Annotated in this window: 24 protein-coding genes; 18 read left to right on the top strand and 6 right to left on the bottom strand. The window is 63.9% G+C overall.

The annotated features are described in order from the left end of the window. The first annotated feature begins 279 nt into the window (after window positions 1-279). The 13 genes from def to WG899_RS00665 all read left to right on the top strand — a co-directional run bounded on the left by def (window position 280) and on the right by WG899_RS00665 (window position 13733). Entirely contained in the window at window positions 280-798 is a 519-nt protein-coding gene (gene def / locus WG899_RS00725) for a peptide deformylase (RefSeq protein ID WP_339593705.1), read from the top strand. Between the two features lie 40 nt (window positions 799-838). After that, window positions 839-1789: a methionyl-tRNA formyltransferase gene (gene fmt, locus WG899_RS00720; RefSeq protein WP_339593704.1), complete on the top strand. Its 951-nt coding sequence runs from the start codon at window positions 839-841 to the stop codon at window positions 1787-1789. A 99-nt stretch (window positions 1790-1888) separates the two neighbouring features. After that, window positions 1889-2737 carry a zinc metalloprotease HtpX gene (gene htpX, locus WG899_RS00715; RefSeq protein ID WP_339593703.1) on the top strand — a complete coding sequence of 283 codons (849 nt, stop codon included), beginning with the start codon at window positions 1889-1891 and terminating at the stop codon, window positions 2735-2737. A gap of 52 nt (window positions 2738-2789) precedes the next feature. Next, window positions 2790-3200, top strand: coding sequence for a hypothetical protein (locus WG899_RS00710; RefSeq protein ID WP_339593702.1), 411 nt, complete (start codon window positions 2790-2792; stop codon window positions 3198-3200). 159 nt (window positions 3201-3359) lie between these two features. After that, entirely contained in the window at window positions 3360-4109 is a 750-nt protein-coding gene (locus tag WG899_RS00705) for a head GIN domain-containing protein (RefSeq protein WP_339593701.1), read from the top strand. A gap of 103 nt (window positions 4110-4212) precedes the next feature. Further along, window positions 4213-4935: an AzlC family ABC transporter permease gene (locus WG899_RS00700; protein ID WP_339593700.1), complete on the top strand. Its 723-nt coding sequence runs from the start codon at window positions 4213-4215 to the stop codon at window positions 4933-4935. Then, window positions 4932-5261: an AzlD domain-containing protein gene (locus WG899_RS00695; protein ID WP_339593699.1), complete on the top strand. Its 330-nt coding sequence runs from the start codon at window positions 4932-4934 to the stop codon at window positions 5259-5261. Before WG899_RS00700 ends, WG899_RS00695 begins: the two co-directional genes overlap by 4 nt. A 113-nt stretch (window positions 5262-5374) precedes the next feature. After that, complete coding sequence (locus tag WG899_RS00690) at window positions 5375-6571, top strand: phosphoglycerate kinase (RefSeq protein WP_339593698.1); 1197 nt, start codon at window positions 5375-5377, stop codon at window positions 6569-6571. A 72-nt stretch (window positions 6572-6643) separates the two neighbouring features. Continuing rightward, the gene (locus WG899_RS00685; RefSeq protein ID WP_339593697.1) at window positions 6644-7969 is read left to right on the top strand and encodes a GGDEF domain-containing protein; all 1326 of its coding nucleotides are present in this window, start codon (window positions 6644-6646) and stop codon (window positions 7967-7969) included. A gap of 137 nt (window positions 7970-8106) precedes the next feature. Then, window positions 8107-10425, top strand: a complete 2319-nt coding sequence (locus WG899_RS00680; protein WP_339593696.1) for an NADP-dependent malic enzyme — start codon at window positions 8107-8109, stop codon at window positions 10423-10425. A gap of 85 nt (window positions 10426-10510) precedes the next feature. Next, window positions 10511-11944 carry a pyruvate kinase gene (pyk, locus tag WG899_RS00675; RefSeq protein ID WP_339593695.1) on the top strand — a complete coding sequence of 478 codons (1434 nt, stop codon included), beginning with the start codon at window positions 10511-10513 and terminating at the stop codon, window positions 11942-11944. Window positions 11945-12093: 149 nt separating this feature from the next. Continuing rightward, a complete protein-coding gene (locus tag WG899_RS00670) occupies window positions 12094-12780 on the top strand; it encodes a substrate-binding periplasmic protein (protein WP_339593694.1) in 687 nt (228 codons plus the stop codon). A gap of 158 nt (window positions 12781-12938) precedes the next feature. After that, window positions 12939-13733 carry a substrate-binding periplasmic protein gene (locus tag WG899_RS00665; protein ID WP_339593693.1) on the top strand — a complete coding sequence of 265 codons (795 nt, stop codon included), beginning with the start codon at window positions 12939-12941 and terminating at the stop codon, window positions 13731-13733. 27 nt (window positions 13734-13760) lie between these two features. On the opposite strand, the gene WG899_RS00660 is transcribed toward WG899_RS00665, so the two are convergent. Together WG899_RS00660 and WG899_RS00655 are read right to left on the bottom strand one after the other, a co-directional pair. After that, the gene (locus tag WG899_RS00660) at window positions 13761-13961 is read right to left on the bottom strand and encodes a hypothetical protein (RefSeq protein WP_339593692.1); all 201 of its coding nucleotides are present in this window, start codon (window positions 13959-13961) and stop codon (window positions 13761-13763) included. A gap of 112 nt (window positions 13962-14073) precedes the next feature. After that, window positions 14074-15093, bottom strand: coding sequence for an ATP-binding protein (locus tag WG899_RS00655; protein ID WP_339593691.1), 1020 nt, complete (start codon window positions 15091-15093; stop codon window positions 14074-14076). A 247-nt stretch (window positions 15094-15340) separates the two neighbouring features. On the opposite strand from WG899_RS00655, the gene fba reads away from it, so the two are divergent. Both fba and WG899_RS00645 read left to right on the top strand, forming a co-directional pair. Continuing rightward, entirely contained in the window at window positions 15341-16405 is a 1065-nt protein-coding gene (gene fba / locus WG899_RS00650; RefSeq protein WP_339593690.1) for a class II fructose-bisphosphate aldolase, read from the top strand. A gap of 171 nt (window positions 16406-16576) precedes the next feature. Then, on the top strand, window positions 16577-18640 hold the full coding sequence (locus tag WG899_RS00645) for a GumC family protein (RefSeq protein WP_339593689.1): 2064 nt from the start codon (window positions 16577-16579) through the stop codon (window positions 18638-18640). A gap of 38 nt (window positions 18641-18678) precedes the next feature. On the opposite strand, the gene WG899_RS00640 is transcribed toward WG899_RS00645, so the two are convergent. After that, a complete protein-coding gene (locus WG899_RS00640; protein WP_339593688.1) occupies window positions 18679-19638 on the bottom strand; it encodes a DMT family transporter in 960 nt (319 codons plus the stop codon). A 62-nt stretch (window positions 19639-19700) separates the two neighbouring features. Further along, complete coding sequence (locus WG899_RS00635; RefSeq protein WP_339593687.1) at window positions 19701-20339, bottom strand: LysE/ArgO family amino acid transporter; 639 nt, start codon at window positions 20337-20339, stop codon at window positions 19701-19703. Window positions 20340-20451: 112 nt separating this feature from the next. On the opposite strand from WG899_RS00635, the gene WG899_RS00630 reads away from it, so the two are divergent. Continuing rightward, window positions 20452-21342 carry a LysR family transcriptional regulator ArgP gene (locus WG899_RS00630; RefSeq protein ID WP_339593686.1) on the top strand — a complete coding sequence of 297 codons (891 nt, stop codon included), beginning with the start codon at window positions 20452-20454 and terminating at the stop codon, window positions 21340-21342. Here WG899_RS00630 and WG899_RS00625 read toward each other — a convergent pair. Next, a complete protein-coding gene (locus WG899_RS00625; protein WP_339593685.1) occupies window positions 21299-22156 on the bottom strand; it encodes an AraC family transcriptional regulator in 858 nt (285 codons plus the stop codon). The two genes, WG899_RS00630 and WG899_RS00625, sit on opposite strands and share 44 nt — an antisense overlap. 30 nt (window positions 22157-22186) lie before the next feature. Further along, window positions 22187-23101, bottom strand: coding sequence for a substrate-binding periplasmic protein (locus WG899_RS00620; RefSeq protein ID WP_339593684.1), 915 nt, complete (start codon window positions 23099-23101; stop codon window positions 22187-22189). Window positions 23102-23243: 142 nt separating this feature from the next. On the opposite strand from WG899_RS00620, the gene WG899_RS00615 reads away from it, so the two are divergent. Together WG899_RS00615 and WG899_RS00610 are read left to right on the top strand one after the other, a co-directional pair. Beyond that, window positions 23244-23990: a MerR family transcriptional regulator gene (locus tag WG899_RS00615; RefSeq protein WP_339593683.1), complete on the top strand. Its 747-nt coding sequence runs from the start codon at window positions 23244-23246 to the stop codon at window positions 23988-23990. Further along, entirely contained in the window at window positions 23983-25335 is a 1353-nt protein-coding gene (locus tag WG899_RS00610) for an MFS transporter (protein ID WP_339593682.1), read from the top strand. Before WG899_RS00615 ends, WG899_RS00610 begins: the two co-directional genes overlap by 8 nt.

The following is a 25335-nucleotide window of genomic DNA, read 5'->3' as shown; positions in this document are numbered from 1 at the left end:
GGCATCGAGCACTCTCTAGCGCCGCTGGAGGCGGCCGGCTGGGTCGTTTGGACGCTCGGTTGGCGAGAACCGGGCGCGGACGTTGGACGAAAATGGCATTGAATGGGCGCCCCGTTTGGGCGGCGGCCGACCGGGTTTTGCCACTTCGGCGAAAATCCCCCCGGGTCGCGACGATTCTGCCCCCAAAAACAGGGCGTCGCAACGAACATAACGGGGGCTTTCACCCCTCTTGCAAGCACTTACAAACAGGCGTTGTGCCGAGTCCACAGCGCGAGAGCCATGGCGAAACTGAATATTCTTCGATATCCCGATCCGCGTCTGCACACCGTGGCCAAGCCCGTCGCGCAGGTTGACGAGCGCATCCGCCAATTGGTCGATGACATGCTGGAAACCATGTATGCGGCCGAGGGCGTCGGCTTGGCGGCCAGCCAGGTGGATGTGCATGAGCGTGTGGTCGTCATGGACACTTCCGAAGACCGCGACAGTCCACGCGTCTTGATCAACCCGGAGTTGGTCAAGACCAGCGCCGAATTCACCGAGGGCGAAGAAGGCTGCCTGTCGGTGCCGCAAATCTACGACAAGATTCCGCGCCACTCGCGTGTGACCGTGCGAGCGCTGGATCGCGAAGGCCTGGCCTACGAGTTCGAGGCCGAGGGTCTATTGGCTGTTTGCGTTCAGCATGAGTTGGATCATTTGATGGGCAAGGTGTTTGTCGACTACTTGAGCCCGCTCAAGCGTGAGCGCATCAAGACCAAGATGGTCAAGAAGACCCGCGAAGAAGAGGGACGCAAGCGCTGATCCGCAGGGTCAGGTCTTGCTTGAATCCATGACTGAATCGATGCGCGTCGTTTTCGCCGGCACTCCCGAGTTCGCCGCCACCGCCCTGGCCGCCTTGTTGCAAGCCGGCTTCGCGGTGCCCTTGGTGCTGAGTCAACCCGATCGACCGGCTGGCCGCGGCATGAAGCTGCAGGCCTCGCCGGTCAAGCAACTGGCCTTGCAACACGGCATTGCCGTGGCTCAGCCACAAAGCCTGCGCTTGGATGGCAAGTACCCGGAGGATGCTGCCGCGGCCCGCCAGGCGCTGCTGGACGCCAATGCCGATGTGATGGTGGTGGCCGCTTACGGCCTGATCCTGCCGCAATGGGTGCTCGACCTGCCGCGTCGGGGTTGCCTGAATATCCACGCCTCGCTGTTGCCGCGTTGGCGCGGCGCCGCGCCGATTCATCGAGCTATCGAGGCCGGTGATGCCGAGACCGGCATCACCATCATGCAGATGGATGCGGGCCTGGACACCGGCGATATGTTGCTGATCGAACGTCTGGCCATCGCGCCCGACGATACGACCGCGCGCCTGCATGACAAGCTGGCTACCTTGGGGGGGCGCATGATCGTCGAGGCCTTGGAGATCTGTAGTTGCGGAACCTTGCCTGCTACCCCGCAGCCGGCCGAAGGCATCAGTTACGCGCACAAGATTGAAAAGGCTGAGGCGCAGATCGATTGGCGCCAGGACGCCGCGCAGATTGCGCGCCGCCTGCGGGCTTTTGACCCGTTTCCGGGCGGACTGAGCAGCCTCGATGGCGAAGCCATCAAATGCTGGCACGGGGTGGTGGCCGAGGGCACCGGTGAGCCGGGCACGGTGTTGCGGGCGGATGAGTCCGGTGTGCTGGTGGCTTGCGGCGAGCGGGCCCTGTTGCTGACGGAATTGCAGCGTGCCGGCGGCAAGCGTCTGCCCGCGGCGGCCTTTTTGCAGGCTCGACCGATCGCGGTGGGTGGACGATTCGGCAGCTGAGCGAGGGCCCGCGCCGCGCCCGCCCGGGCCTTGAAAAACAACCCCGACGACCCGATCTGATCTGTCGTTACCATCCGTCTCACGATGGGGGAGAGTTCGATGTTCAATATGATGAAGACCGCCGTTCTGATGGCGGCAATCACCGCGCTGTTCATGCTGCTCGGGCGCATGATCGGCGGGCAGAGCGGCATGATGCTGGCGCTGCTGGTCGCGCTGGGCATGAACTTCTTCAGCTACTGGTTCTCAGACCAGATGGTGCTGAAGATGTACAACGCACGTGAGGTCGATGAGACCTCGGCGCCACAGTACTACGCGATGGTGAAGGAACTGGCGGCCAAGGCCGAGCTGCCGATGCCGCGCGTCTACATCATTGATGAAGATGCGCCGAATGCCTTTGCCACCGGCCGCAACCCCGAGCATGCGGCGGTCGCCGCCACCACCGGCATCATGCGGGTCTTGTCCTCGGCCGAGTTGCGCGGCGTGATGGCGCATGAGTTGGCCCATGTGAAGCACCGCGACATCTTGATCAGCACCGTCAGTGCGACGATGGCCGGCGCGATTTCGATGCTGGCGAATTTCGCCATGTTTTTTGGCGGGCGCGACAGCGAGGGCCGGCACAGCAATCCGCTGGTCGGTCTGCTGGTGGCGATTCTTGCGCCGCTGGCTGCCAGCGTGATCCAGATGGCGATCAGCCGGGCGCGTGAGTTTGAGGCCGACCGTGGTGGCGCCGAGATCTCGGGTGACCCGCAGGCGCTGGCCTCGGCCCTGACCAAGATTCACAATTTCGCCCAGCGCATCCCGATGGAAGGCGCCGAACGCCACCCTGAAACGGCGCAGATGATGATCATGAATCCGCTCTCCGGCAAAGGCCTGGCGGGTCTGTTCAGTACCCATCCGGCCACCGAAGAGCGGGTGGATCGTTTGATGGCCATGGCGCAGGGCCGCTGAGGCCATGCAGGGCTGCGCTCAAGAGCGACGGGTCGGCGCCGATATCACCCGCATGAAGATGCCACATCGTTCCTTGCTGCTCCCGCCCCTGTTGTCGCTGGCTGCCTTGCTGGCGGGCTGCGACCAATTGGGTATCGAGGACCCCGCCAAGGTGATGGCGGCTAAGGAAGCCGAGGGCAAGGCGGTCGGGAGTGCTTGCCGCCATGCCCTGCGCGCCATTGAGGATTGCTATGTGCTGAATCCGAAGGCCCAGAAGGCGGCCGTCTTCAATGGCTGGAAGGAAATGGACGAGTACATGCGCGAGAACAAGATCGAGGGTGTGGCCCCGGTCGTGCCGCGCCCCTCGACCGTAAAGCCGAAGGGTGATGAGGAAGAGGAAGCGCCGCCCAAAGCTAAAGAGGGCGCTAAAGAGGGAGCCAAAGAAGGCGCCAAGGACAGCAAGCCCAAGGCCGGCGGCCATTGAGACTCCAGCAGGGACAAGCCACGGTGACGCTTCGCCGTGGCTTTTTTGCTTTCTGCCCCTCCCGCGCTGCATCCTGTCGCTCGCCTTGAGGCAGCAGGGGGGATCGCCGCGATGATGGCTGCAATTGCCCCATCAGCCCCACACAGGAGATCTCCCACCATGTTGAATCGACGCATTGCCGCGCTGGCCCTGATCGGCAGTCTGAGCCTGGCGACCACGGCGCAGGCCTGGAGCTGGGGCAAGTCCGAGCGGGTCAAGGGCTCGGGCGAGGTGGTCAGCGAGGTCCGTGATTTGGGTGCCTTTGATGGCATCAGCCTGGCGGGCTCTTTCAAGGTGCTGGTGCGCCAAGGCTCTGGAACCAAGCTGGAGCTGAAGGCCGATAAGAATCTATTGCCCTTGATCGAAACCCGTGTCGTTGAGGGCAGCAAGGGCCGCACCTTGGAGATTACGCCTAAGAAGGGCTTTAGCCTGTCCAGCAAAACCGAGCCGCAGATCACGCTTGAGGTGGCGCAGCTGCGCATGATCGCCATCGCAGGATCGGGCGATGTGCGGGTCGAGGCGATGAAAACTCCCTCGGTCGACGTCAGCATTGGCGGCTCCGGTGAAGTTGATCTGGTCGACCTGAGCAGCGACCGTTTGGGTGTGCAGGTCAGTGGCAGCGGCGATGTCAAGGCCAGTGGCCGCACTGGCAGCCTGAGCCTGTCGGTGGGCGGATCTGGTGACGTGCATGCGCGTGAGCTGCAGGCCGATGAGGTCAGGGCCAGCATTGCCGGCAGCGGCAACGCCACCGTGTATGCGGTCAAGACGCTGAAGATTTCCATCGCCGGCTCTGGCGATATCGCCTACCGCGGTTCGCCGCAAGTCAGCAGCTCGGTGGCCGGCCACGGCAATATCAGCAAGCTGAATTGAAACGCCAAGCTTGAGGTCGAAAAGGGGCGCATGGCGCCCCTTTCCGCATAGGCAAGACGCGGCGGCGACAGGGCCGCAGTGCTTGCCGGGCGACAATGATGCAATGAGCAGTGCTATTGCGGCGACTTGGCGCCACCCCGAATTCAAGAATTCCGCGCGCGAGATGATGGCCATCGGCCTGGGTATCTCAGCCTGGGGCCTGGTCACCGGCGTGGCCATGGTCAAGAGTGGCCTGTCGGTCACCATGGCCTTGCTGATGAGTCTGGTGGTGTTCGCCGGCAGCTCGCAGCTGGCCGCCTTGCCCTTGATCGCCAGCGGCGCCCCGATGTGGGTGCTGTGGGCGACGGCGTTTTGCGTCAACCTGCGCTTTGTCATTTTCAGTGTGCAGTGGCGCATGTACTTCGGCCATTTGCCGCGGCTGCAGCGCATGAGCGTCGGCTATTTCGCCGCTGATTTGAACTATGTGGCCTTTATGCGCCGCTTTCCCGAGCCCAAGCCCAGCGCGGATCAACTGCCTTACTTCTGGGGCGGGGCCATCTGGACCTGGGTGTCTTGGCAAGTGCCGTCCATCATCGGCATCTTTGCGGCCGACCGGGTGCCGACCGAATGGGGCCTCGGTTTCGCTGGCGTGCTGGCGCTGTTGGGGCTGGCGCTGTCGCTGCTGAAGGACCGCAATGCCTGGGTCTCTGGCGGGGTGGCTTGTTGCGCTGCAGTGGCCGCTTATGGCCTGCCCTTGCGACTCAATATTCTGGTGGCGATTGCGGTCGCGGTGGCGGCGGGCTTGCTGATGGAGCATTGGCTGCCCGAGCGGAGGACCGGCGCATGAGCGATTGGGCAACCGCGCTGGCCATCATCGGCATGGGGCTGATCACATTGATCACACGCAGCTTTTTCATGCTGCCCAAACAGGAATTGCCGCTGCCCGATTGGGTCAAGCAGGGCCTGCGCTACGCGCCGCTGGCGGCCCTGGCCTCGGTGATCGCCCCCGAAATCGTGATGACACAGGGACAGCTGATTCACACCTGGCAAGACGCGCGCCTCTATGCAGTGGCGGTGGGAACGGCCTACTTCTTCTGGAAGCAAGGCATTCTCGGCACCATCATCAGCGGCACCGTCGTGATGCTGGTTTTGCGCATTGGCCTGGGCTGGTAACTCCCTTGTTGTCTTGACTTGCCGCGCGGCTTGGTAAGCTAGGGGCATCGCAGCGCTGATTCCTTTGACGGATCCGGCTGCCCTCGATTTCCAACTCTTGATTGCTTCATCCCATGAACGTTATTCGTTTCACCGATCTGATCGACCAGGGCAAAGTCAGCGGCCAGCGCGTCTTCATCCGCGCCGACCTGAATGTGCCGCAAGACGATGCCGGCCAGATCACCGAAGACACCCGCATCCGCGCTTCCATCCCCTGCATCGAGAAGGCCTTGAAGGCCGGCGCCGCGGTGATGGTCACGTCCCATCTGGGCCGCCCGACCGAAGGTGAATTCAAGCCCGAAGACTCGCTGGCGCCGGTCGCCAAGCGCATGGGCGAGCTGATGGGCCGCGAGGTCAAGCTGCTGGCCAATTGGGTCGACGGCGTCACTGTGGCACCGGGCGAATTGGTGCTGCTGGAGAACTGCCGCGTCAACAAGGGCGAGAAGAAGAATAACGAAGAGTTGGCCAAGAAGATGGCGGCGCTGTGCGACATCTTCGTCAACGACGCCTTTGGCACCGCCCACCGCGCCGAGGGCACGACCTACGGCATCGCCCAGTTCGCCAAGATCGCCTGCGCAGGCCCGTTGCTGGCGGCCGAAATCGACGCCATCAGCAAGGCCCTGAGCGCGCCGAAGCGCCCGCTGGTGGCCATCGTCGCTGGCTCCAAGGTGTCGACCAAGCTGACCATCCTGAAGGCTTTATCCGAGAAGGTCGACGGTCTGATCGTCGGTGGCGGCATTGCCAACACCTTCATGCTGGCCGCCGGTTTGAAGATCGGCAAGTCGCTGGCCGAGCCGGATCTGGTGGCCGAGGCGCAAGCCGTCATCGACGCCATGAAAGCACGCGGCGCGGCGGTGCCGATTCCTGTCGACGTGGTGGTGGCCAAGCGCTTTGCGGCCGACGCCGAAGCCAGCGTCAAGCTGGCCGCCGACGTGGCCGAGGATGACCTGATTCTGGACATTGGCCCGCAAACTGCGGCGATCTTGGCCGAGCAACTGAAGGCGGCCGGCACCATCGTTTGGAACGGTCCGGTGGGCGTGTTCGAGTTCGACGCCTTCGCGCATGGCACCGAAACCATCGCCCGAGCGATCGCGGCCTCTCCGGCCTTCAGCATTGCCGGTGGCGGCGACACCTTGGCCGCGATTGCCAAGTACGGCATCGAGAAGGATGTTGGTTATATCTCCACTGGCGGTGGCGCCTTCCTGGAAATTCTGGAAGGCAAGACCTTGCCGGCCTTTGAAATTTTGAGCCAGCGCGCGCAAGGGGGCTGATCTCCGCGCCCTGACCCTGAACTTGCACCGGACTTTGCGCCGGACCTTGTGGCCCACTCTTCGCCCAGGCCCATGATTCTTCGTCGGCTTTTGTTGCTGTTGCTCTTGTCCACGCTATTGGCTTTGTATGCCAATGCCAATTGGATGACGCGCACCTGGCATATTGATGCGGCCTCGCATCGGGCGGAATGGGTCAATGCCATCAACGACAGCGTCGATGGCGGGAACAGCGAAGGGCGCTTGGAGCGCCGTGGCAATGGCTGGGTCTTGCATTGCGAGATCCGGCCGGGCTACGAATGGCCCTTCTGTGATTTGCAAGTGCGGCTGGCCGAGCTCGGGCGGGGCGTAGATCTGACCCAGTTTGACAGCGTGCGCCTGTGGGTGCGCACCAGCGGCCCGGAGCCGGTTCAGCATGTGCGGGTGTTCTTGCGCCATTTCGATCCCGCCTATTCGAACTCCGGCAAAGAAGCGGACATGAAACCTCACGAGGTGGTGTTCGCGCCTGCTGCGGAGTCGGTGCCGGTGGAGTTCCGTTTGGCGCAGTTCATGGTGGCCTCCTGGTGGGTGCAAGAGCACCCACTGCCGGTACATTTGCTGGGGCCTCAACTCGACAACACGGTGTTCCTGAGTCTCACCACCTCGGGTTTGGTAACACCGGGCACGCACACAATCGAACTGGACGCCATCGAGTTCGTTGGCGTCTGGGTTGATCCGGCGACCTTCCGACTGGCCATCATTGCGGTCTGGTTGGCCAGCATGGGGGTATTTCTGTTCTGGGACTGGCGTCGCTCACGGCTGCGCCTTGGCCGCGCCTTGCGTCGCAAGCGCGAGTTGCAACAAGCCAATGCGCGCTTGGCCCAGCGCTCGGGCGAGTACGAGGCCAAGGCCCATCACGACCCGCTGACCGGCGCCTCCAATCGTCTCGGCCTCAAGCATGATCTGAGTCTGCTGATGCGTGCGCAGGAAGAGCAGATGTTCCCTTTGGCTGTTGTGTTTGCCGACATCGACCATTTCAAGAACATCAATGACACCTTGGGCCACGATGCCGGCGACGAGGTGTTGAGGCAGTTCGCACAACACCTGAAGGCCAATATCCAGCGCGAAGATTTGCTTGCGCGCTGGGGAGGTGAAGAGTTTGTGCTGCTCATGCCGTTGACCCTGGCCGAAGAGGCCGTTGCGGTGGCCGAACGCTTGCGTTTGATGCTGATCGAACAGGCTTGGCCGGGGGGCTTGAAAGTAACGGCCAGCTTCGGCGTGGCGCAGGCCAGTCGCCACAGCGAGGGCGAGGCCGGCATCGAGGCCGCCATGCGTGCGGCCGATCAGGCCATGTACAAGGCCAAGCGCGAAGGGCGCAACCGGGTTGAACTGGCTGGGGCCGAAGGCGCCGCAGCGGAATAGGCCGAGACCGTGGCGCCGGCTCGGTATTGAGCATGGCTGCGACTTGCGATCTTTGCATAACAGTTAAAGCTCCCGGCATTGGTATGCGCCAATTGCCGATGTAACCTCCCGGAACTCAATTTTTCCTGGAGCACCGAATGAGCAATGACAAGGCTTTGCTGTCGCCGGCCGAGGCGGCCCTGCGTGAAGCTGCATTGGAATACCACCGCAGCCCCTCTCGCGGCAAGATCGCTGTCACGCCGACCAAGGCCTTGTCGAATCAGCGCGATCTCTCGCTGGCTTACTCGCCCGGTGTGGCTTATCCCTGCTTGGACATCGAGAAAGATCCCTCGATGGCGGCCGACTACACCTCGCGCGCCAATCTGGTTGGCGTGATCACCAATGGCACGGCGGTGCTGGGCCTCGGCGATATCGGCCCCTTGGCCGCCAAGCCGGTGATGGAGGGCAAGGGCTGCTTGTTCAAGAAGTTCGCCGGCATCGATGTGTTTGACATCGAGTTGGCCGAGCGCGACCCGGACAAGCTGGTCGACATCATTGCCGCCATGGAGCCGACGCTGGGCGGCGTGAATCTGGAAGACATCAAGGCGCCCGAGTGCTTCTACATCGAGAAGAAGCTGAAGGAGCGGATGAACATCCCGGTCTTCCACGACGACCAACATGGCACGGCCATCATCTCCAGCGCCGCGCTGCTGAACGGCCTGGAGCTGGTGGGCAAGGACATTGCCAAGGTCAAACTGGCGGTGTCCGGCGCGGGCGCGGCGGCGATTGCCTGCCTGGATGTGATGGTGGGCCTGGGTGTGAAGCGCGAGAACATTTTTGTCTGCGACTCCAAGGGCGTGATTCAGGATCAGCGCGACGATGCGAAAGCCGGCAAGCTGGATGAATCGAAGCAGCGCTATTGCCAGCGGACCGAGGCGCGTACGCTCGCCGATGTGGTGGGCGGTGCCGATGTCTTCCTTGGTTGCTCGGCCGCCGGCGTGCTGACCGCCGAGATGGTCAAAACCATGGCCGCCAGCCCCATCATCCTGGCGCTGGCCAACCCCGAGCCGGAGATCCGGCCCGAGTTGGCCAAGGCGGTGCGGCCGGACTGCATCATCGCCACCGGTCGCTCGGACTACCCGAACCAGGTCAACAACGTCCTGTGCTTCCCCTACATCTTCCGTGGCGCGCTGGACTGTGGCGCCAGCAAGATCACCGAGGAAATGAAGCTGGCCTGCGTGCGCGAGATCGCCGCCCTGGCCAAGGCCGAGACCAGTGACGAGGTTGCCGCTGCCTATGCCGGCGAGGAGTTGCACTTCGGCCCCGAGTACCTGATTCCCAAGCCCTTTGATGCGCGCCTGATCCTGCGCATCGCGCCAGCCGTGGCCCAAGCGGCGGCGGACTCCGGCGTGGCCGAGCGGCCGATTGCCGATATGGAGGCCTATCGTCAGTCGCTGGAGCGCTATGTCTATCAAACCGGCATGTTCATGCGCCCGGTTTTCACCGCCGCCAAGGCCAACCCGGCGCGCGTGATCTACGCCGAGGGCGAGGACGAGCGCGTGCTGCGCGCGGTGCAGGTGGCGCTGGATGAGGGCATCGTCAAGCCAACGCTGATCGGCCGTCCTGAGGTCATCGCCAGCCGCATCGAGCGCGCAGGGCTGCGCCTCAAACTGGGCCAGGATGTGGCCGTCATCGACCCCAATAACGACGCGCGTTTCCGCCAGTACTGGGAGGCCTACCACCAAGCCATGGGTCGCCAAGGTGTGACGCCCGAAATGGCCAAGGCCGCGGTGCGCCGCTCGGCCACCACCATCGGCGCCCTGGCCATCAAGCTCGGTGATGCCGACGCCATGATCTGCGGCATGGTCGGCCGCTTCGACAATCACCTCGAACATGTCTCCGACCTGATTGGCCTGAAACCCGGCGCGCGCAATTTCGCCACCATGAATGCGCTGATGCTGGACGAGCACACGCTCTTCCTGACCGACACCTTCGTCAACGACCAGCCCGATGCCGAGCAACTGGCCGAGATCGCCGCCATGGCCGCCGAGGAGGTCAAGCGCTTTGGCTTACCGCCCAAGCTGGCTTTTGTGTCGCACTCGATGTTCGGCTCCAGCAAGCGGCCCTCGGCGGTGAAGATGCGCCGCGCGCGTGAGCTGTTCACCCAGCATGCGCCCGATGTCGAATGTGACGGCGAAATGCATGGTGATGCGGCCTTGTCCGAGTCGGTGCGCAACACCTTCTTGCCCGACAGCACCTTGAAGGGCGCGGCCAATCTCTTGGTGCTGCCCTCGCTGGATGCGGCCAACATCCTCTTCAATGTGCTGAAGGTGACCAGTGGCCACGGCGTGACGGTGGGCCCCATCTTGCTGGGTACGGCCGCGCCGGTGCACATCCTGACGCCCTCGGCCACGGTGCGCCGCATCGTCAATATGACGGCGCTGGCGGTGGCCGATGTCTTGGCCGCCAAGAGCTGAGTTGCTTCGGTAACTCTCTGAAACTTATGGCCCTCAGTGGGGGCCATAATCATCGCTTGTAACTTTATTTCAGCGAGTGCCCGCCATGACCCGTGCCACCAAGATCGTTGCCACCCTCGGCCCAGCTTCTTCTTCACCGGAGATCCTGGAGCAGATGATCCGGTCTGGCGTCGATGTGGTGCGGCTGAACTTCTCGCACGGCAAGGCGCAAGACCACATCGACCGCGCCCGCTTGGTGCGCGAGGCCGCCAAGGCGGCTGGCAAAGAAGTGGCCATCATGGCCGATATGCAAGGCCCCAAGATCCGCGTCGGCAAGTTCGAGAACGGCAAGATCGAGCTGGTCAACGGCGCGCGCTTCATCTTGGATGCCGACCGCAGCGAACTCGGCAATGAAGAAGCCGTGGGCCTTGATTACAAGGAACTGCCGCGCGATGTGAAGCCCGGTGACACCTTGCTGCTGAACGACGGCCTCTTGGTGCTGACGGTGGAAGCAGTGCGCGGTGCGGCGGTGCACACCATCGTCAAGCTGGGCGGCGAGTTGTCCAATAACAAGGGCATCAACAAGCAGGGAGGCGGCCTGACCGCCCCGGCCTTGACGTCCAAGGACATGGAAGACATCAAGACCGCGATGAGCTTCCGCTGCGAGTACCTGGCGATCAGCTTCCCCAAGAATGCCACCGATATGGAAATGGCGCGCCAACTGGCCAATATGGCCGGCGAGCCCTACAACCACAAGCCCAGCATGATCGCCAAGATCGAACGCTCGGAGGCCATCCCTCACCTCGAAGCGATCCTGAAGGCCAGCGACGGCATCATGGTGGCGCGCGGCGACTTGGCCGTTGAAGTGGGCAATGCCGCCGTGCCGGCGTTGCAAAAGCGCATGATCAAGATGGCGCTGGCGCTGGACAAGGTGGCCATCACCGCGACGCAGATGATGGAGTCCATGATCGTCAACCCGGTGCCGACCCGCGCCGAGGTGAGCGATGTGGCTAACGCGGTACTTGATGGCACCGATGCCGTGATGCTGAGCGCCGAAACCGCCGCCGGCAAGTTCCCGGTTGAAACCATCGAGCAGATGGCCGCCATCGCCTTGGAAGCCGAGCGCGCCGAGTTCGTCACCCTGGACACCGACTTCGCCGGCCGTCAGTTCGGACGCATCGACCAGTCCATCGCCATGGGTGCTTTGTTCACTGCGCATCACCTCGGGTGCAAGGCAATCTTGGCGCTGACCGAGTCGGGCTCTACCGCCTTGTGGATGAGCCGCCATCGCATCCAGGTGCCGATTTACGCGCTGACTACCCAAGAAGTCAGCCAGCGCAAGATGACGCTGTACCGCAATGTGCGGCCACTCTTGATGCCCAAGTTTGAAGATCGCGACACGGCGCTGGCGGCGGCCGAGAAGATCTTGGTGGACCGCGGCGTGCTGATGCCCGGCGACACCTATGCCATCACCTGCGGCGAGCCGATGGGCTACCCGGGCGGCACCAATATGCTGAAGGTCTGCCGCGTCGGCGGTTAAGCCTCATTAGGGCCGCGGGCAGTTAGGCGTTCGCTGCGGCGGCCCGCTCTGCTCGCTTCTGGCACGCTCCGGTCATGGTTGATGCATTGACTTCGCGCCGAGCTTGGCTCGCGACAGCTGGCCTTTTGGGTGTGGGTGGGGGTTGGTCGATGGGCGCTCTTGCGGCCACGGCGCCGACGGTCGCTGTGCCTTTGGCCTTGAGCGATTCGCCGACCTCCCAGGCTTTGTCGCAGATTTTGCTGAACCTGGTCGGTCAAGCCGCGGGCATTGAGTGGCAGATCCAGTCGGTGCCTTTTGCGCGCTCGGTCTTGCTGGCGGAGACCGGGCAGGCCTTGGCTTATGGCTTGTCGCGTAACGCCGAACGTGAGCGGACGCTCGAATTCAGCGAGCCGATCTATCGTCAACAGGCCTGGATGATCGTTCGCAAAAATCATGGCTTGGTCTATCGGAGCCTGGCCGATCTGCAGGGCCGCAGCATCTGCATGGGGCGCAGCGTCAGCTTCGGCGACGAGTTCGATGCGGCCAAGGGCAAGCTGTTCCGGGTTGAGTCGGTCGGTGGCGGTCCGGTGGCGCGGGTGCGCATGCTGATGGCCGAGCGCTGCGACGTGGCCTTGACCACCCATCGCAGCAAGACGCCCGGCCCAGTTGATCGGGCCCTGCGCAAGGCTATCGGGGAAGAGCTGGCTTTTGAGGTGCTGCCCAAGCCTATGCTGGAGGAAGGCGTTCACTTCGCGGTGCAGCGCGGTCACCCGCTCGCCCAATGGCTGCCGCGCATCAATGCGGCAATGGCGCAGCAGCGCAAGGCGATCGTCGATTGGGTGGCTAGCGATTTGTGAGGGGCTTCACGGCCGCGCCCGCTGTGGCCGGCAGCCCTTGAGTCGCAGGGCGGTCGGCGCTGCTATCCTGTCCCAGCAGTTTCACTGACGACGTGCAGGGTGAACCATTGAAATCGTGTGCAAGCGTTCCGGAAGACGGCCTGAGCAGGCAGCGGAGCTTGCGTCGACGTTTGCTGCAGGCCTTGGTCGGCGCCGGTCTGCCGTTGTCGCCGGCCGCGCGCCATGCGGATGCCACTGAACGGGCCAAGGCCGCAGCCGCAGCACCCTCGGTGGCCAGCGCGGCAAGTGCTTCAAGCCGCTTGCTGGTGCCGGTGGCCGTCAATGAGGCCAGTCGTCGACCGTTCACCTTGGAGATGCTGCGGCTGGTCGGTGCGGCGGCAAATATCGAATGGCAGGTGAATATGGTGCCTTGGTCGCGCGCGCTGCTGATGGCCGAGCGCGGCCAGGTGGTGGTGTTTGGCGCCTCCCGCACACCCAGTCGAGAGTTGCTGTTTGAATTCAGCGAGCCGGCCTTCAACAACCATGTGTGGATGGTGGTGCGGCGCGATCAGGGCCTGGAGTTTCGCAGCCTCAATGACCTACAGGGGCGGGTGCTGTGTCTCGCGCGAGGGATCAGCTATGGGCCGGTGTTTGATGCGGCCAAGGGCGTCGTGTTTCGGGTCGAGCTCTCCGACGGCGACTTGACGACGCGGGTTCGCATGCTGATGGCGGGGCGCTGTGATGTGATGCTGAACTCGCACCGCAGTTCTCAGCCTTGGTTGATTGAGCGCAGGCTGCGCGAGGAGTCCGGTCATTCGGCAGCACTGATGGTGCTGCCCACACCGATGCAGGTCGACCCCGTTCACTTCATTGCAGCTCGAGGGCATGCGCTGGCTCAACTGATGCCGCGCCTGAATGCCGCGATGCGCCAGCAGGCCAGGGCGATTCAGGACTTACTCAATAGTGATCTGTGAAGCTCGGCCGAGCCGCAGCGCTGTGTGTCAGCCAAAGGCGCGAAACTGTTCGTTGAGGCGCGCCCATTCCTCTGCCGACAGTTCCAACTCTTGCACCTCGGGGTGGCGTGGCTCGAGGCCCTTGCGGCGCTCCAGCGCCTTGGGCAGTTCCTTGTCGCTTTGCCTTCTGTCTTTGCCTTGGCGCCGCTCCCTGCCGCTCCAAACCTTGTTTCCATCGGGGCTGTTCATCAAACTTCCTTGGGCCGGGACCACTGGCCTCGGTCGGAAGTTTATGAAGAACTCGAGAAAACCCTGAGTGAATTAGTCTCGTATTGGGGTTGGTTCGCGCCAGGATGACGCACTACCCGTTCTGAGCGCTTTTCACCAGAGCAGCAATGCGTGGCGTCATATGCGTCGGCAAAAGTTCCACCTCTTTGTGCGCGCGGGCGAAGACGCGAAACAGCTCATCGGTGAAGCCGTGGCCCACGTCTTCCACACCGTCAAAGTTGATCTCGGCACGTCGGAACATCGGCAGTCTGGCCGCCACACGGCGCGCTTGCGCGCGGGAGTCCAGCGGCTGGCCGGGCCCGGCCAAGAGGCGCAGGGCAATGGTGGTGTGGTCAAACTCAATGCCGCTACCGTCCAGGCTCCAGGCCTCCAGCACTTGGTCCAGCGTGCGCTTGGTGTCCAGGGAAATCGACATATAGATCGAGCTGCCCTGGCGCGGCATTGGCCGACCCGGCTGCCAGCCGCCGCTTTCCCAGGCACGGCGCTGGAAGGCGGTGCCATTGGCGTGGATGTCGAACACATCGGCCAGCTGCGAGCTGAAGAAGAGGCCGCGCCCGGTGTGCATCTCGGGTTGGCTGGTCAGGCGGCCCTTGCTCAGCTCCAGCATGGCGTGCTGGGCATTGGCAATGTCAAAAGCCGAACAGATTTTGTCGAACACGCCGCAGCCATCGTCAGACACCAGCAATTGCACATGGCTGGGCGTTTGGCGCAGAGAGACGGTGACGCTGCTGCCGCCGCTGTGGTCGGCCGCGTTATTCACCAGTTCGGTGAAACCATGCTGAACCATGCGCGCCACATGCTTGGGCAGATCAAAGTTGGGCGCAAAGTCGCGCTGCCAGGGGATGTCTTCCTGCAGACCGTGCAAGCTGTAGGTACGCGCCACCTGGCGCAGCAGGCCGGGGCCATAGACCGGGCGGCGATCGCTGCCGCTGCGCGTCAGCCAATGAGCGTCGACCAAGCGGCGCAGTGCGGCCAGCGCCGAGCGGCGGCTGCAGCCGGTGCGCTCCTCCAGATGGCTGGCCAGGTCGTGCGAGTGTTCGCGCGCAGCGGCGGTGATCCAGAGGGTCAGGTGGTCAAGGGCGAGACGAGTCATGCGGTGGGCTCCTGGGCTGTCGAGTGTGGGCGCAAAGGCGAGTCGCCTAAACCTCGAAAAAGCCCAGCTCTCAGCCTAATTGCTCACACCCCCCTCATGCAAGCGAGGCTGCCCGGGGTTCGCTGCCACAGGGCCCCGCTAGAATCGCCGCCAGTTACAACGCGGTTACATGACCCGCCGGGCTGGTTTGGCGGTAGGCTGCGTTCGCAGGGTTTTCAAGGTTTTTAACTTCCCAAGGGACTCTCTCATGGCTCTCGTTTCCATGCGCCAACTGCTGGACCATGCCGCCGAACACGGCTACGGCATCCCGGCTTTCAACGTCAACAACCTGGAGCAAGTGCAGGCCGTGATGTCTGCCGCCGATGAAGTCGGCGCCCCGGTCATCCTGCAGGCCTCGGCCGGCGCCCGCAAATACGCTGGCGAGCCCTTCATCAAGCATTTGATCCAGGCCGCGGCCGAGATGTACCCGCACATCCCCTTGGTCATGCACCAAGACCATGGCACCAGCCCCAAGATTTGCCAAGGCGCCATCGACCTGGGCTTCGGCTCGGTGATGATGGACGGCTCGCTGATGGAAGACGGCAAGACCCCGTCCTCTTTTGAGTACAACATGGACGTGACCCGCCGCGTCGTCGAGATGGCGCACAAGGTCGGCGTCACCGTCGAGGGCGAGCTGGGCTGCCTGGGCAATCTGGAAACCGGCGACGCCGGCGAGGAAGACGGCATCGGCGCCGTAGGCAAGTTGGACCACAGCCAGATGCTGACCGACCCCGAAGAAGCCGCCACCTTCGTCAAGGCTACGCAGCTTGACGCGCTGGCCATTGCCATCGGCACTAGCCACGGCGCCTACAAGTTCAGCCGCAAGCCCACCGGCGACATCCTGGCCATCAGCCGCGTCAAGGAAATCCACGCCCGCATTCCCAACACCCACTTGGTGATGCACGGCTCCTCGAGCGTGCCGCAAGAGTTGCTGGCCATCATCAACCAGTACGGCGGCCAGATGAAGGAAACCTTCGGCGTGCCGATCGAAGAGATCCAAGAAGCCATCAAGCATGGCGTTCGCAAGATCAATATCGACACCGACATCCGCCTGGCCATGACCGGCGCGGTGCGCAAGTTCTTGTTTGAGAACCCCGACAAGTTCGACGCCCGCGAATGGCTCAAGCCCGCCCGTGAAGCCGCCAAGGCCGTGTGCAAACAGCGTTATGTGGAGTTCGGCTGCGAAGGCCAAGCCGGCAAGATCCAGCCGCGCACCCTGGTGGACATCGCTGCAGCCTACGCTCGTGGCGAGCTGAACCAGTTGGTGAAGTAAGCCGCGAGCCGCGCTTCTGCGCTAACGACAGCCCGCCAAGTGCAAGCTTGGTGGGCTTTTTTATGCGCGGACTCTTGGTCGACGAGGCATCGTTGCCCCCCCAAGTCTGTACTGACCCGTCGAGCCTGCGCGTCGATATAGTCGTGGCTCTGCAGTTCCGGAGCCCTCTCAATGCCCTCGCATAGCTCTCAGCCTCAGCGCATCTTGGTGGGTGGCTATGGCTCTCACGCGGTTACTGGCTTTGATGTTGGCGAGGCCGCGCAGTTGCCCTCGTCGACGATGCGCCGGCGCTGGCGGGTTTTTCTCGGCGTGTTTTTATTCGCCCTGCTTGTCGGTATGGGTTTCACCTTTGGCCGCAGTCCCGAGTACATGGCGACCGCGCGTCTGCAAATTGTCCCGGCCAAGCCCGCGGGGGCAAGTGAAGCAGCGCAGGCGCAAGCGATGTCCGCGGCCTATCTGACCGAGCTGCAGGTTTTGAGCAGCCGGCCCTTGTTGGAAAAAGTGGCCCAGCGTTTATCGGCTCAAGGGCTAAACGCACCAGACAGGCCCGTGGCCACGGATGCGCAAGCCTTGCAGCAGATGCTGACGGTGACGCCCTTAGAAGGCACCCAGGTGCTGCACTTGCAAGCGCAAAGCGGTGAGCGGGCCTTGGTCGCCCCGCTGCTCAATACCTTGATCGCCGTCTATCGGGACGAGCAAGGGGATGCCGGCAAGGTCAATGTCGAAGCGCAATTGCAGCAAGCGAGCGAGGAGTTGCGCGTGATCGAGTCCAAGGTCCTTGAGAAGCGCCGAACCTTGGACGCGTTTCGACTCAAGTCGAATATCGACTCGTCCGAGCGGGAAGATGATCCTTCGCTGGCACGGCAGAAGGGTTTGGCGCAGTCATTGCAGGCGGCCACCGACCGCGAGGCGATTGCCGCGGGCAAGGTCCGCTCGCTCGAACAGTCGAGTGACCTGAAGGAGTCGGGGCGCCCGCTGTCGCAAGCGAAAGACAATCCAACCGTCGCCAATATCGAGGCACGTCTGTCGCAGTTGCGGGAGGATCTCCGTGGTCTGGAGCGCCAGTTCACGCAGCAGTATCTTGAAATGGACCCGAATGTGCGGGCCTTGAAGACGCGCATTGCCAATCTCGAGCAGCAACTGGAAACCGAGCGCCACAAGGGGCAACAGTCGGCCTTGGCCGATGCCAAGGAAGAACTCGCCAGCGCCAGGGCTACCGTTCACCGACTCCAGCAGCAATCTGCGGAAAACCGCCAGGGCGTGCAGAATTTCAATCGCCGTTTCGGGGAATTCCAAGGTTTGCAGGATGAACTGCAAGGGCTGGAAAAAATGCAGCTGGCGGCACGACAGAAACTGCTGGCCATGCAAGCCAGTGAAGCTTTGCAAAGGCCCGGGCTGGTGGTCTTGGAACCGGCTGTAACGCCTGTGCAGGCTTGGCGGCCGCTGTATGTAAGGGACGCCGGAATCGCCCTTCTTGCTGCCCTGGTGGTGGCTCTTTTGTCGGTCGGCCTGGTCGAATTCCTCAGTCGTGAGCAGGCGCCGCCCGTGCAGCCCTCCGCCCTGTTGATTGCGCCGCCTTGGCTCAGCGGCGATCAGCATCACGCCGCCTTGTCTGCCCGACGCGCGCCGCCGGATTTGATGCTGGATGTCTCGTCGGAGTCTGCTGCGGGTGATCGCTTCTTGGCGCCGCCACTGCCCAGGGAGCTGAGTCCGGATGAGATCGAGCGATTGCTCACCCATGCTGCGAGTTCGCAGCGGGCCTTATTGACCGGCCTGCTTTGCGGGCTGACGGCCGATGAACTGCTGGGTTTGCCCTTGGGAGCTGTCAACGTCGAGCGTCGTTCGCTCTCTGTAGGCGGGGGCGCCGCACGCGAATTGCCGTTGCCGCGGGGGCTATTGGACTTTGCCTTGCAGCAGGGGGCCTCGGCAGAACCTTCTCGGCCCTTGTTTACCAGGCCTGACGGCACCGGGCTGGAGGCCGGAGATGTGGCCTTGGCAGTGACTGCCAGCGCCTACGACGCGCAACTTGAGCAAGCACAGTCCATCAGCCCTGAGACTTTGAGGCATACCTATTTGGCCTACCTGGTGAGGCAAGGCCTGCGTTTCAGTGAGCTGGGCTTGCTGGCCGGCCGGCTCGACCCCGAGCAGCTGAAGGGGCTAGCGGCCTTGTCGCCCGAGGGCGTCCGCGTAGGCATCGACCAGATCCGCCCCACCATGCCGCAGTTGGAGCTTTGACTGCGCAACTTGGCGTGGTGTGCCCTCAAAGTGATGGCTTAACCGCCTCGCGATGGCCCACCGCGCAGCGCCCACACCACCCCCGCCAACAAGAAGGCGACTCCGGTGAGGGTCAGGATGGACGGCATCTGACCGCGCAACATGAAGGCATAGGCCAGCGCGGCCAACGACTCGAAAACGATCAGCTGCCCGACCAAGGAGGTCGGCAGGCGTTGGCTGGCCTCATTCCAGCACAGCGTCCCCAGCCAGGAAGAAAACAGGCCCACGGCCAGCATCAACCCGATGTAGTCGAGTGCGCGCGGGCCGAGCGGCAGTTGGAAGCTGGCGCCCAACAAGGGCCAGCCTCGCGCTTGGCTTAAGTGCAGCAGGCCAAGCCCTAGCAGGGCGACCGGCAAGGTCATCAGTCCCTGCGCGGTAGCCCAGACGCGCGGGCTGGCTTCGGGGTGAGCCTGCAGCCAATCGGCATTGCGAATCGGGTACCAGGTCCAGCAGGCCACGGCGCCCAAGGCCAGCAAAGCGCCGAGCCCATAACTGCGCAGCGCGGCGGATCCACTATTCACTTGTGGCAGCAGCTGCAACTCGTCTTGATTCACGCAGGCAATGCCGATGACGATGAGCAGCAAGGAGGGCGCCAACTTGCGCCATGGCAGAGGCTGGTGGCTGCGCAAATTGGCGCAGATGGCGATCACCACCGGCAGCGTTCCGATGATGACGGTGGGCAGCGGCGCGCCGGCCAGTTGGATGGCGCTGGACAAGAGCAGGTAGTAGAGAAAATTGCCGATCAGGCTCAGCCGCAAGGCTTGCAGCCAGTCGCTTCGACTCAAGCGGCGCAGCTGGCGGCTGTCCATCCAGCCCAGCGGCAGTGCGATCAGGCCAAAAGCCAAGTAGCGTCCAATGGTCAGCATCAGCGGCGGATAGTCGGCCAGCATCAAGGGGGCGACGAAGACCAGGCCCCACATCAGGCCGGCGGCGAGTGCAAAAACAATTCCTGTCCACATCGGGGCAGTGTCGGGCACTCGGCATGCGGCGTCTTGTACCGGATTGCTGTTCGGGGCGAATTTCAGCTCAAGAGCTGGCGCAGCAGCATGGCGGCCAGGCCCAACATGGTCAGACCGATCAAGACGTCGAGGATCTGCCAGGCGCGCGGCCTTGCAAAAAAGGGTGCTAACCAGCGCGCGCCATAGCCTAGGCCCACGAACCACAAAAAGCTTCCGCTGGCCGCGCCGCCCATAAAGGCCAGCTTGGCCCAGCCCGCATGACGAGCGCCGAGTGAGCCGACCAGCAGGACCGTGTCCAAGTAGACATGCGGGTTGAGCAAGGTGAAGCCGGCCAGTTGCAACAAGACCTGGCGCCGCCCCTGACGCGGGCTTTCGCCGGCGAGAAGGCTGGCAGGGCGACGGGCGCGCCGCAGCGCCTGCAAGCCATACGCGGTCAAGAACAGGGCGCCGCCGCCAGTCAAGGCGCTGGCCAGCCAAGCGCGTTCGCCAATCAAGGCGGCCAGGCCGAAGATGCCAGCCCCCATCAACAAGGTGTCGGCCAGCGCACAGCAGAGCACGATCAGCGTCACATGCTCGCGCCGTAGTCCTTGGCGCAAGACAAAGGCGTTTTGGGCGCCAATGGCCATGATCAGGCTGAGGCCGAGGGTCAGGCCTTGCCCATAGATGGGCAGGGCGGCGAGCAGGGGGGTGGAATCGTTCATCGGGGCGAAGCATGACGCAGGTCTCCGATGTCGGCCAGTTAGACTTGCTTCACCGAATGAAGCCCTGCTGAATCGCGCCACCGTTTTCGCCTTTTTCTGCCTTCAGCCTCCCATGCTCGACTATTCCCTTTTGGCCGCCCTGGCGGCGGTGGTGCGCGAGAGCAGCTTCGAGCGCGCGGCCCGCGTCTTGCACATCTCGCCCTCGGCGGTGTCGCAGCGCGTCAAGTTGCTGGAGCAGCGCCTCGGCCAGGTGCTGGTGGTGCGCGGTTCGCCCTGTGTGGCGACCGAGGCAGGGCTGCTGCTGTGTCGTCATGTCGAGCAAGTGGGCATGTTGGAACATGATCTGCTGGCCCGAGTGCCGGCGCTGGCGCCCGATGGCCTGGGCCGGGTCACGCTGCGCGTGGCGGTCAATGCCGACAGCCTAGCGACCTGGTTCATGCCCGCGGCCGCGGCCTTTGCTGAGGCCGAGCCGGCCTTGCTGGATCTCAGCCTGGAAGATCAGGCCTTCACCGCCGAGCGTTTGCGCAGCGGCGAAGTGCTGGCCGCCGTGACCGATTTGGCTGAACCGGTGCAAGGTTGCCGCAGCCTGCCGCTGGGCTCGATGCGCTATCTGGCCACGGCCAGCCCTGCTTTTGTTCGGCGTTACTTTTCGGCGGGCGTGACGCTTGAGTCGCTGGCAAGCGCCCCCTGCCTGCGCTTCAACCGCCAAGACGGTTTGCAGTCGCGCTGGATCGAGCAGGCCTTTGGCGCGCAGCCCAGTCTGCCCACCCATTGGTTGCCGTCCAGCCAAGGCTTTGTCGATGCGGCCTGTGCCGGCCTGGGTTGGGGCATGAACCCCGCCAGTTCGGTGGCGGCGATGTTGGCCGATGGGCGCTTGCAGCTGTTGACGGACCAGTCGGAGCTGCTGCTGCCCTTGTATTGGCAAACCACCCGTCAGCCGCTGCCGATGTTGGACCGGCTCAGCGCCGCGGTGCTGACGGCGGCACGCCAGGGGCTCGGCTGAGCCCCAGCTGGCGCTGGTAAGCACCGGGGGTGACCCCGAAGCGGCTGACAAAGCCTCGGTTCAAATGGGCTTGATCGCTCAGGCCCACGGCAGCCGCGACGCTGGCCGGCGTTTCACCCAAGGCCAGCCTGCGTTTGGCATCGAACAGGCGCAGCGCCATCAAGACCTGCTGCGGCGTGGCATGTTTTTGAGCCTTGAAGACTCTCAAGAAGTGAAATGGACTGAGCCCGGCCACCGCCGCCAGTTGCTGTAGCGACAGGCTCTCTGCGAGATGTGCACGCATGTAGTCGAGCACCGGTGCGAAACGCATGGCCAACTGCTCACGCTGCGGCTCGGGGGCGCGCGCATGGCGGCTCAGCGCCTGCACCAGCAAGAGCAGCTGGCTGTCGAAGGCGAGCGGCTCACGCGCCCGCCAAAGACCGGCAATCAGCCTGGCCGCCTCGGTCGCGCTGGCACTGTCATGCGCCACGGCGGCCTTGAACAACCAAGCCGGCTGGCCGCTGAGTTCGCTCAGCAGCGCCGGCTCCAAATAGACCATGCGGTAAGCCCAGGCGTCGGCAGTGTCGGCCTGGCCGGTGTGCATGTCCTCCGGGTTCATCAGCATCAGCGTGGCGCGCGGCGCCAGATGCTCGCCACCGCGCCAGCGAAAGCGCCCGACCCCGCCGGTGATGGACCCGAGCCCGTAAGCCTCATGGGTGTGGGGTGCGAACTGGTGGCGCAAGATGCTGGCGTGGTAGAGCTCCACCCCGCTGCGGTGGGCGGGGCGGCGGTAGCGGGCCTGGTCGTCGGGGTGTTCGAAGCTGCCGTCTTGCATGGCTGCATGATCGCAGCTTTGGCTCTGCGCTCAGTCCACGCCGTAGCGCCGCCGGATGTCCTTCAAGACTCCTCGCAGCTCCAGTCGCCCCAGCGCTTGGTCGAGCGCTTGGAACTCCTGCTCGCTGACGCTTTGCGGGCTCAGCATGAAGCCGACCGGCTCCCTGCTGCTGCCGAAGGGCAGTTGCTGCAGCTCCAGCCCCTGAAGATGGGCCAGATGCAGCAGGGTGCCGACATCACCGAGGATCAAGGGCGCGCGCTGTCGCTGCAACATGCTGATGCCCTTGCTGTGCGACTCGAACGGCTCAAGCAGGCCGGCCGCCTGCAGACGCGGGCGCCAGGCTTCAAAGTCAGCGCTCAAGGGCCCGGCGTTGATGAACAGCAGCGGGGTGCGGGTATTGAACAGGTCCGAAAAGCTGCTCAGGCGCGCCGGCAAATTGGGCACGCTGGGCGGGGTGGTTTGGGTGGGGCCAGACAGCGCTGTCGCACGCGAAACGCCGCTGATGCGCATCACGCCCATCACCTCATCACGGTAGGGGCGGGTGTAGCGGGCGCCGGAATTGGATTTGGCTCTCAGGCTGGCCGCCGGGATCAGGTCCACCTCGCCGTCTCGCAACATGATGGACCGGCGCCGGCGCGGCAAGGCCTCCAGCCACTGCAGGCTGCAGCCGGCCTCGGCCACCATGGCACTCAGCACCTCATAGTCCAGACCATGGTGTTGACCATTGCTTTGATAGACCAAATAGGGCGGCCAATCGCTGGCGGCCAGCCGTATCGGATGACTGCAGGCCGGCATTGCCACAGGCTGCGCCGCAGCTTCACCCGCCACGCCCAACAGCCCAGCCACGCAGGCGAGCGCTGCCAGCTGGCCAAGCTGCAGCCGGCAAAGCTCCTGCAGCAGCCTCGGCTGCAGGGTGTTGAAAAACGAGCGATCGCTTGGGTTCACCGTGAGCCACTCCGCGGAACAGTCCGCCAGCACGCAACCATAGCCGATTGTGCTCGGCAGCCGGGGCCTGACAAAGTGCTTGACCCTGACGCAAGGTTAGGGTTCATCATGCCGGCCTTGTCTTTGGAAAACGATCTCTGCCATGGAATACACCGTCGGTGATCTGGCCAAACGCTGCGGGCTGACCGTGCGGGCCTTGCATCACTATGAAAAACTGGGCTTGCTGACGCCGTCCGGCCGCAGCGAGGCGGGCTATCGCCTCTACAACGATGCCGATGTGCTGCGCCTGCACCGCTTGTTGGCGTATCGGCATTCGGGTCTGGCCTTGAAAGACATCGCGCCCTTGCTGGATGCCGAGAGCCCGCCGGTGCTGGAGGTGCTGCAGCGTCATATCGGCGAGGTGCAGGCGCAGTTGCGTCGTCAGCAGCGTTTGCTGGAGGCGCTGCAACGCGTGGCCGAGCGCGCCGCCCATGACGAAGAGGGGTTGACCGAGCATCTGCTGCGCACCATGGGCCTGATGCGCAGCTACGAAAAATACTTCGACGAGGCCGATTTGCAGCGCATGGACGGGCGCCGCGCCGAGCTGGGCGAGGAAGTCATCAAGGCGACCGAGTCCGAGTGGCCGGCCCTGATCCAGGCCGTGCAGCAAGAGATGAGTCGCGGCACCGACCCGCATTCACCGCGAGTCAAGGCCTTGGCCCAGCGCTGGCAAGCCCTGGTGGCGCAGTTCACCGGCGAGGACCAGGAGGTCAAGAACAAGTTCCAGACCATGTGGGCCAGCGAGCCCGGCCTGCAGCGCGACACCGGCGTCACACCGGAGTTGATCGGCTATTTGCGTGCCGCGCTGCAGAGCGATGTTTCAAATCAAAAGAAAGAAAACAATGAATAGTCAGTCACAAAGCGTGCCCGCCGAGGCCGGGCCGACCCCGAACGACGAGGCCAAAAGCGCCGCCAAGGCGGCCCGCGGTCGGCTGTTTGCTAACGCCAATTTTCGCTGGTTGCTGGGCGGCGGCGCGCTGTCGATGTTGGGCGATCAGTTCACCCTGATCGCCTTGCCCTGGTTGGTCTTGAAGCTGACGGGTGATCCGCTCAGCCTGGGCCTGGTGCTGGCCATCGTCGGCCTGCCGCGCGCGGTCTTTATTCTGGTCGGCGGCGCCATCGTCGATCGCTATTCACCCAAGTGGGTTTTGTTCATGACCAAGCTGCTTAACGGCGGCTTGATCGGCGCGCTGGCGCTGCTGGTGTGGAGCGGCTCGGTCGAGCTGTGGATGGTCTATGCGCTGTCGCTGGCGATCGGCCTGGTGACGGCCTTCAGCTATCCCGCCGGCAGCGCCATCATGCCGCGCACCGTGCCGGCCGAGATGCTGCAGCCCGCCAATGGTGCGTTGATGGGTTTGCGCCAGCTCTCGGTCTTGATCGGCCCGCTGATGGCCGGCTTGTTGATCGCCGCCTTTGGTGATGCGCCTGCCGCGGCTCAGGCGCGTTTGGAGAATGCCCGGGGCTTGGGGCTGGCATTCGCCTTCGATGCGGCCAGCTTCTTCATCTCCGCCTGGACGCTGAGCCGGGTGCAGATGGCGGCATCCGCGGCGCAAGGAGCGGCCCAGTCGGTGCTGAGCGCCGTGCGCGAGGCGATAACGACGATGTGGCGCGATGCTGAGTTGCGCACGCTGTGCCTGTACTTTGCGGCCATCGGTTTCTTCGTTGGCGGGCCGATTCAGGTGGCCTTGCCGGTGCTGGCCAATAGTCAGTTGCCGGATGGGGCCGCGTCTCTGGGACTTTTGCTGGGCGGCCATGGCGTGGGCGCTTTGCTGGGCATGGCGCTGGGCGGGATGCGGCCGAACTGGCGGCTCAAGACCTTGGGCCTGACGGTGCTGGCCATCGATGGCATTGCCGGCTTGGTCTTTCTGCCCTTTGGCCATATCTCGGCCACCTGGCAGGGCATCGCCCTGTTGGCGCCGCTCGGTGCCCTGGGCGGCTTTGTTCAGGTGGCGGTGTTCACCTGGATGCAGCAGCGCGTGCCACCGGCCATGTTGGGCCGGGCCATGAGTGTTTTCATGTTCATCTTCATGGGCCTGGCGCCGCTGGCGGCCGCAGCGGCTGGGGCGGCCTTGCGGGTGTTGAGTCCGGCCGGCCTGTTCACGGCCAGCGGTGCTGCGCTGCTCTTGATCGTGCTGCTGGGCTTGAGCCTCACGCCGATTCGGCGGATTCGGGATCGCGCTGCCGCAGCGGCCTGA

It is taken from the genome of Paucibacter hankyongi, assembly GCF_037482915.1.
Classification (GTDB): domain Bacteria; phylum Pseudomonadota; class Gammaproteobacteria; order Burkholderiales; family Burkholderiaceae_C; genus Paucibacter_A; species Paucibacter_A hankyongi.
The sequence above is the reverse complement of the archived record's forward strand: the minus strand, read 5'-3'. Positions and strand labels throughout refer to the sequence as shown.

Bases quoted from the DNA above. Each gene is read 5' to 3' on its own strand.
- WG899_RS00695 (WP_339593699.1), top strand. From the start codon at position 4,932: ATGAGCGATTGGGCAACCGCGCTGGCCATCATCGGCATGGGGCTGATC.
- htpX (WP_339593703.1), top strand. From the start codon at position 1,889: ATGTTCAATATGATGAAGACCGCCGTTCTGATGGCGGCAATCACCGCG.
- WG899_RS00610 (WP_339593682.1), top strand. From the start codon at position 23,983: ATGAATAGTCAGTCACAAAGCGTGCCCGCCGAGGCCGGGCCGACCCCG.
- fba (WP_339593690.1), top strand. From the start codon at position 15,341: ATGGCTCTCGTTTCCATGCGCCAACTGCTGGACCATGCCGCCGAACAC.
- WG899_RS00640 (WP_339593688.1), bottom strand. From the start codon at position 19,638: ATGTGGACAGGAATTGTTTTTGCACTCGCCGCCGGCCTGATGTGGGGC.
- WG899_RS00615 (WP_339593683.1), top strand. From the start codon at position 23,244: ATGGAATACACCGTCGGTGATCTGGCCAAACGCTGCGGGCTGACCGTG.
- WG899_RS00670 (WP_339593694.1), top strand. From the start codon at position 12,094: ATGGGCGCTCTTGCGGCCACGGCGCCGACGGTCGCTGTGCCTTTGGCC.
- pyk (WP_339593695.1), top strand. From the start codon at position 10,511: ATGACCCGTGCCACCAAGATCGTTGCCACCCTCGGCCCAGCTTCTTCT.
- WG899_RS00655 (WP_339593691.1), bottom strand. From the start codon at position 15,093: ATGACTCGTCTCGCCCTTGACCACCTGACCCTCTGGATCACCGCCGCT.
- WG899_RS00700 (WP_339593700.1), top strand. From the start codon at position 4,213: ATGAGCAGTGCTATTGCGGCGACTTGGCGCCACCCCGAATTCAAGAAT.
- def (WP_339593705.1), top strand. From the start codon at position 280: ATGGCGAAACTGAATATTCTTCGATATCCCGATCCGCGTCTGCACACC.
- WG899_RS00660 (WP_339593692.1), bottom strand. From the start codon at position 13,961: ATGAACAGCCCCGATGGAAACAAGGTTTGGAGCGGCAGGGAGCGGCGC.
- WG899_RS00705 (WP_339593701.1), top strand. From the start codon at position 3,360: ATGTTGAATCGACGCATTGCCGCGCTGGCCCTGATCGGCAGTCTGAGC.
- WG899_RS00625 (WP_339593685.1), bottom strand. From the start codon at position 22,156: ATGCAAGACGGCAGCTTCGAACACCCCGACGACCAGGCCCGCTACCGC.
- WG899_RS00635 (WP_339593687.1), bottom strand. From the start codon at position 20,339: ATGAACGATTCCACCCCCCTGCTCGCCGCCCTGCCCATCTATGGGCAA.
- WG899_RS00685 (WP_339593697.1), top strand. From the start codon at position 6,644: ATGATTCTTCGTCGGCTTTTGTTGCTGTTGCTCTTGTCCACGCTATTG.
- WG899_RS00690 (WP_339593698.1), top strand. From the start codon at position 5,375: ATGAACGTTATTCGTTTCACCGATCTGATCGACCAGGGCAAAGTCAGC.
- WG899_RS00630 (WP_339593686.1), top strand. From the start codon at position 20,452: ATGCTCGACTATTCCCTTTTGGCCGCCCTGGCGGCGGTGGTGCGCGAG.
- WG899_RS00710 (WP_339593702.1), top strand. From the start codon at position 2,790: ATGAAGATGCCACATCGTTCCTTGCTGCTCCCGCCCCTGTTGTCGCTG.
- WG899_RS00680 (WP_339593696.1), top strand. From the start codon at position 8,107: ATGAGCAATGACAAGGCTTTGCTGTCGCCGGCCGAGGCGGCCCTGCGT.
- WG899_RS00645 (WP_339593689.1), top strand. From the start codon at position 16,577: ATGCCCTCGCATAGCTCTCAGCCTCAGCGCATCTTGGTGGGTGGCTAT.
- fmt (WP_339593704.1), top strand. From the start codon at position 839: ATGCGCGTCGTTTTCGCCGGCACTCCCGAGTTCGCCGCCACCGCCCTG.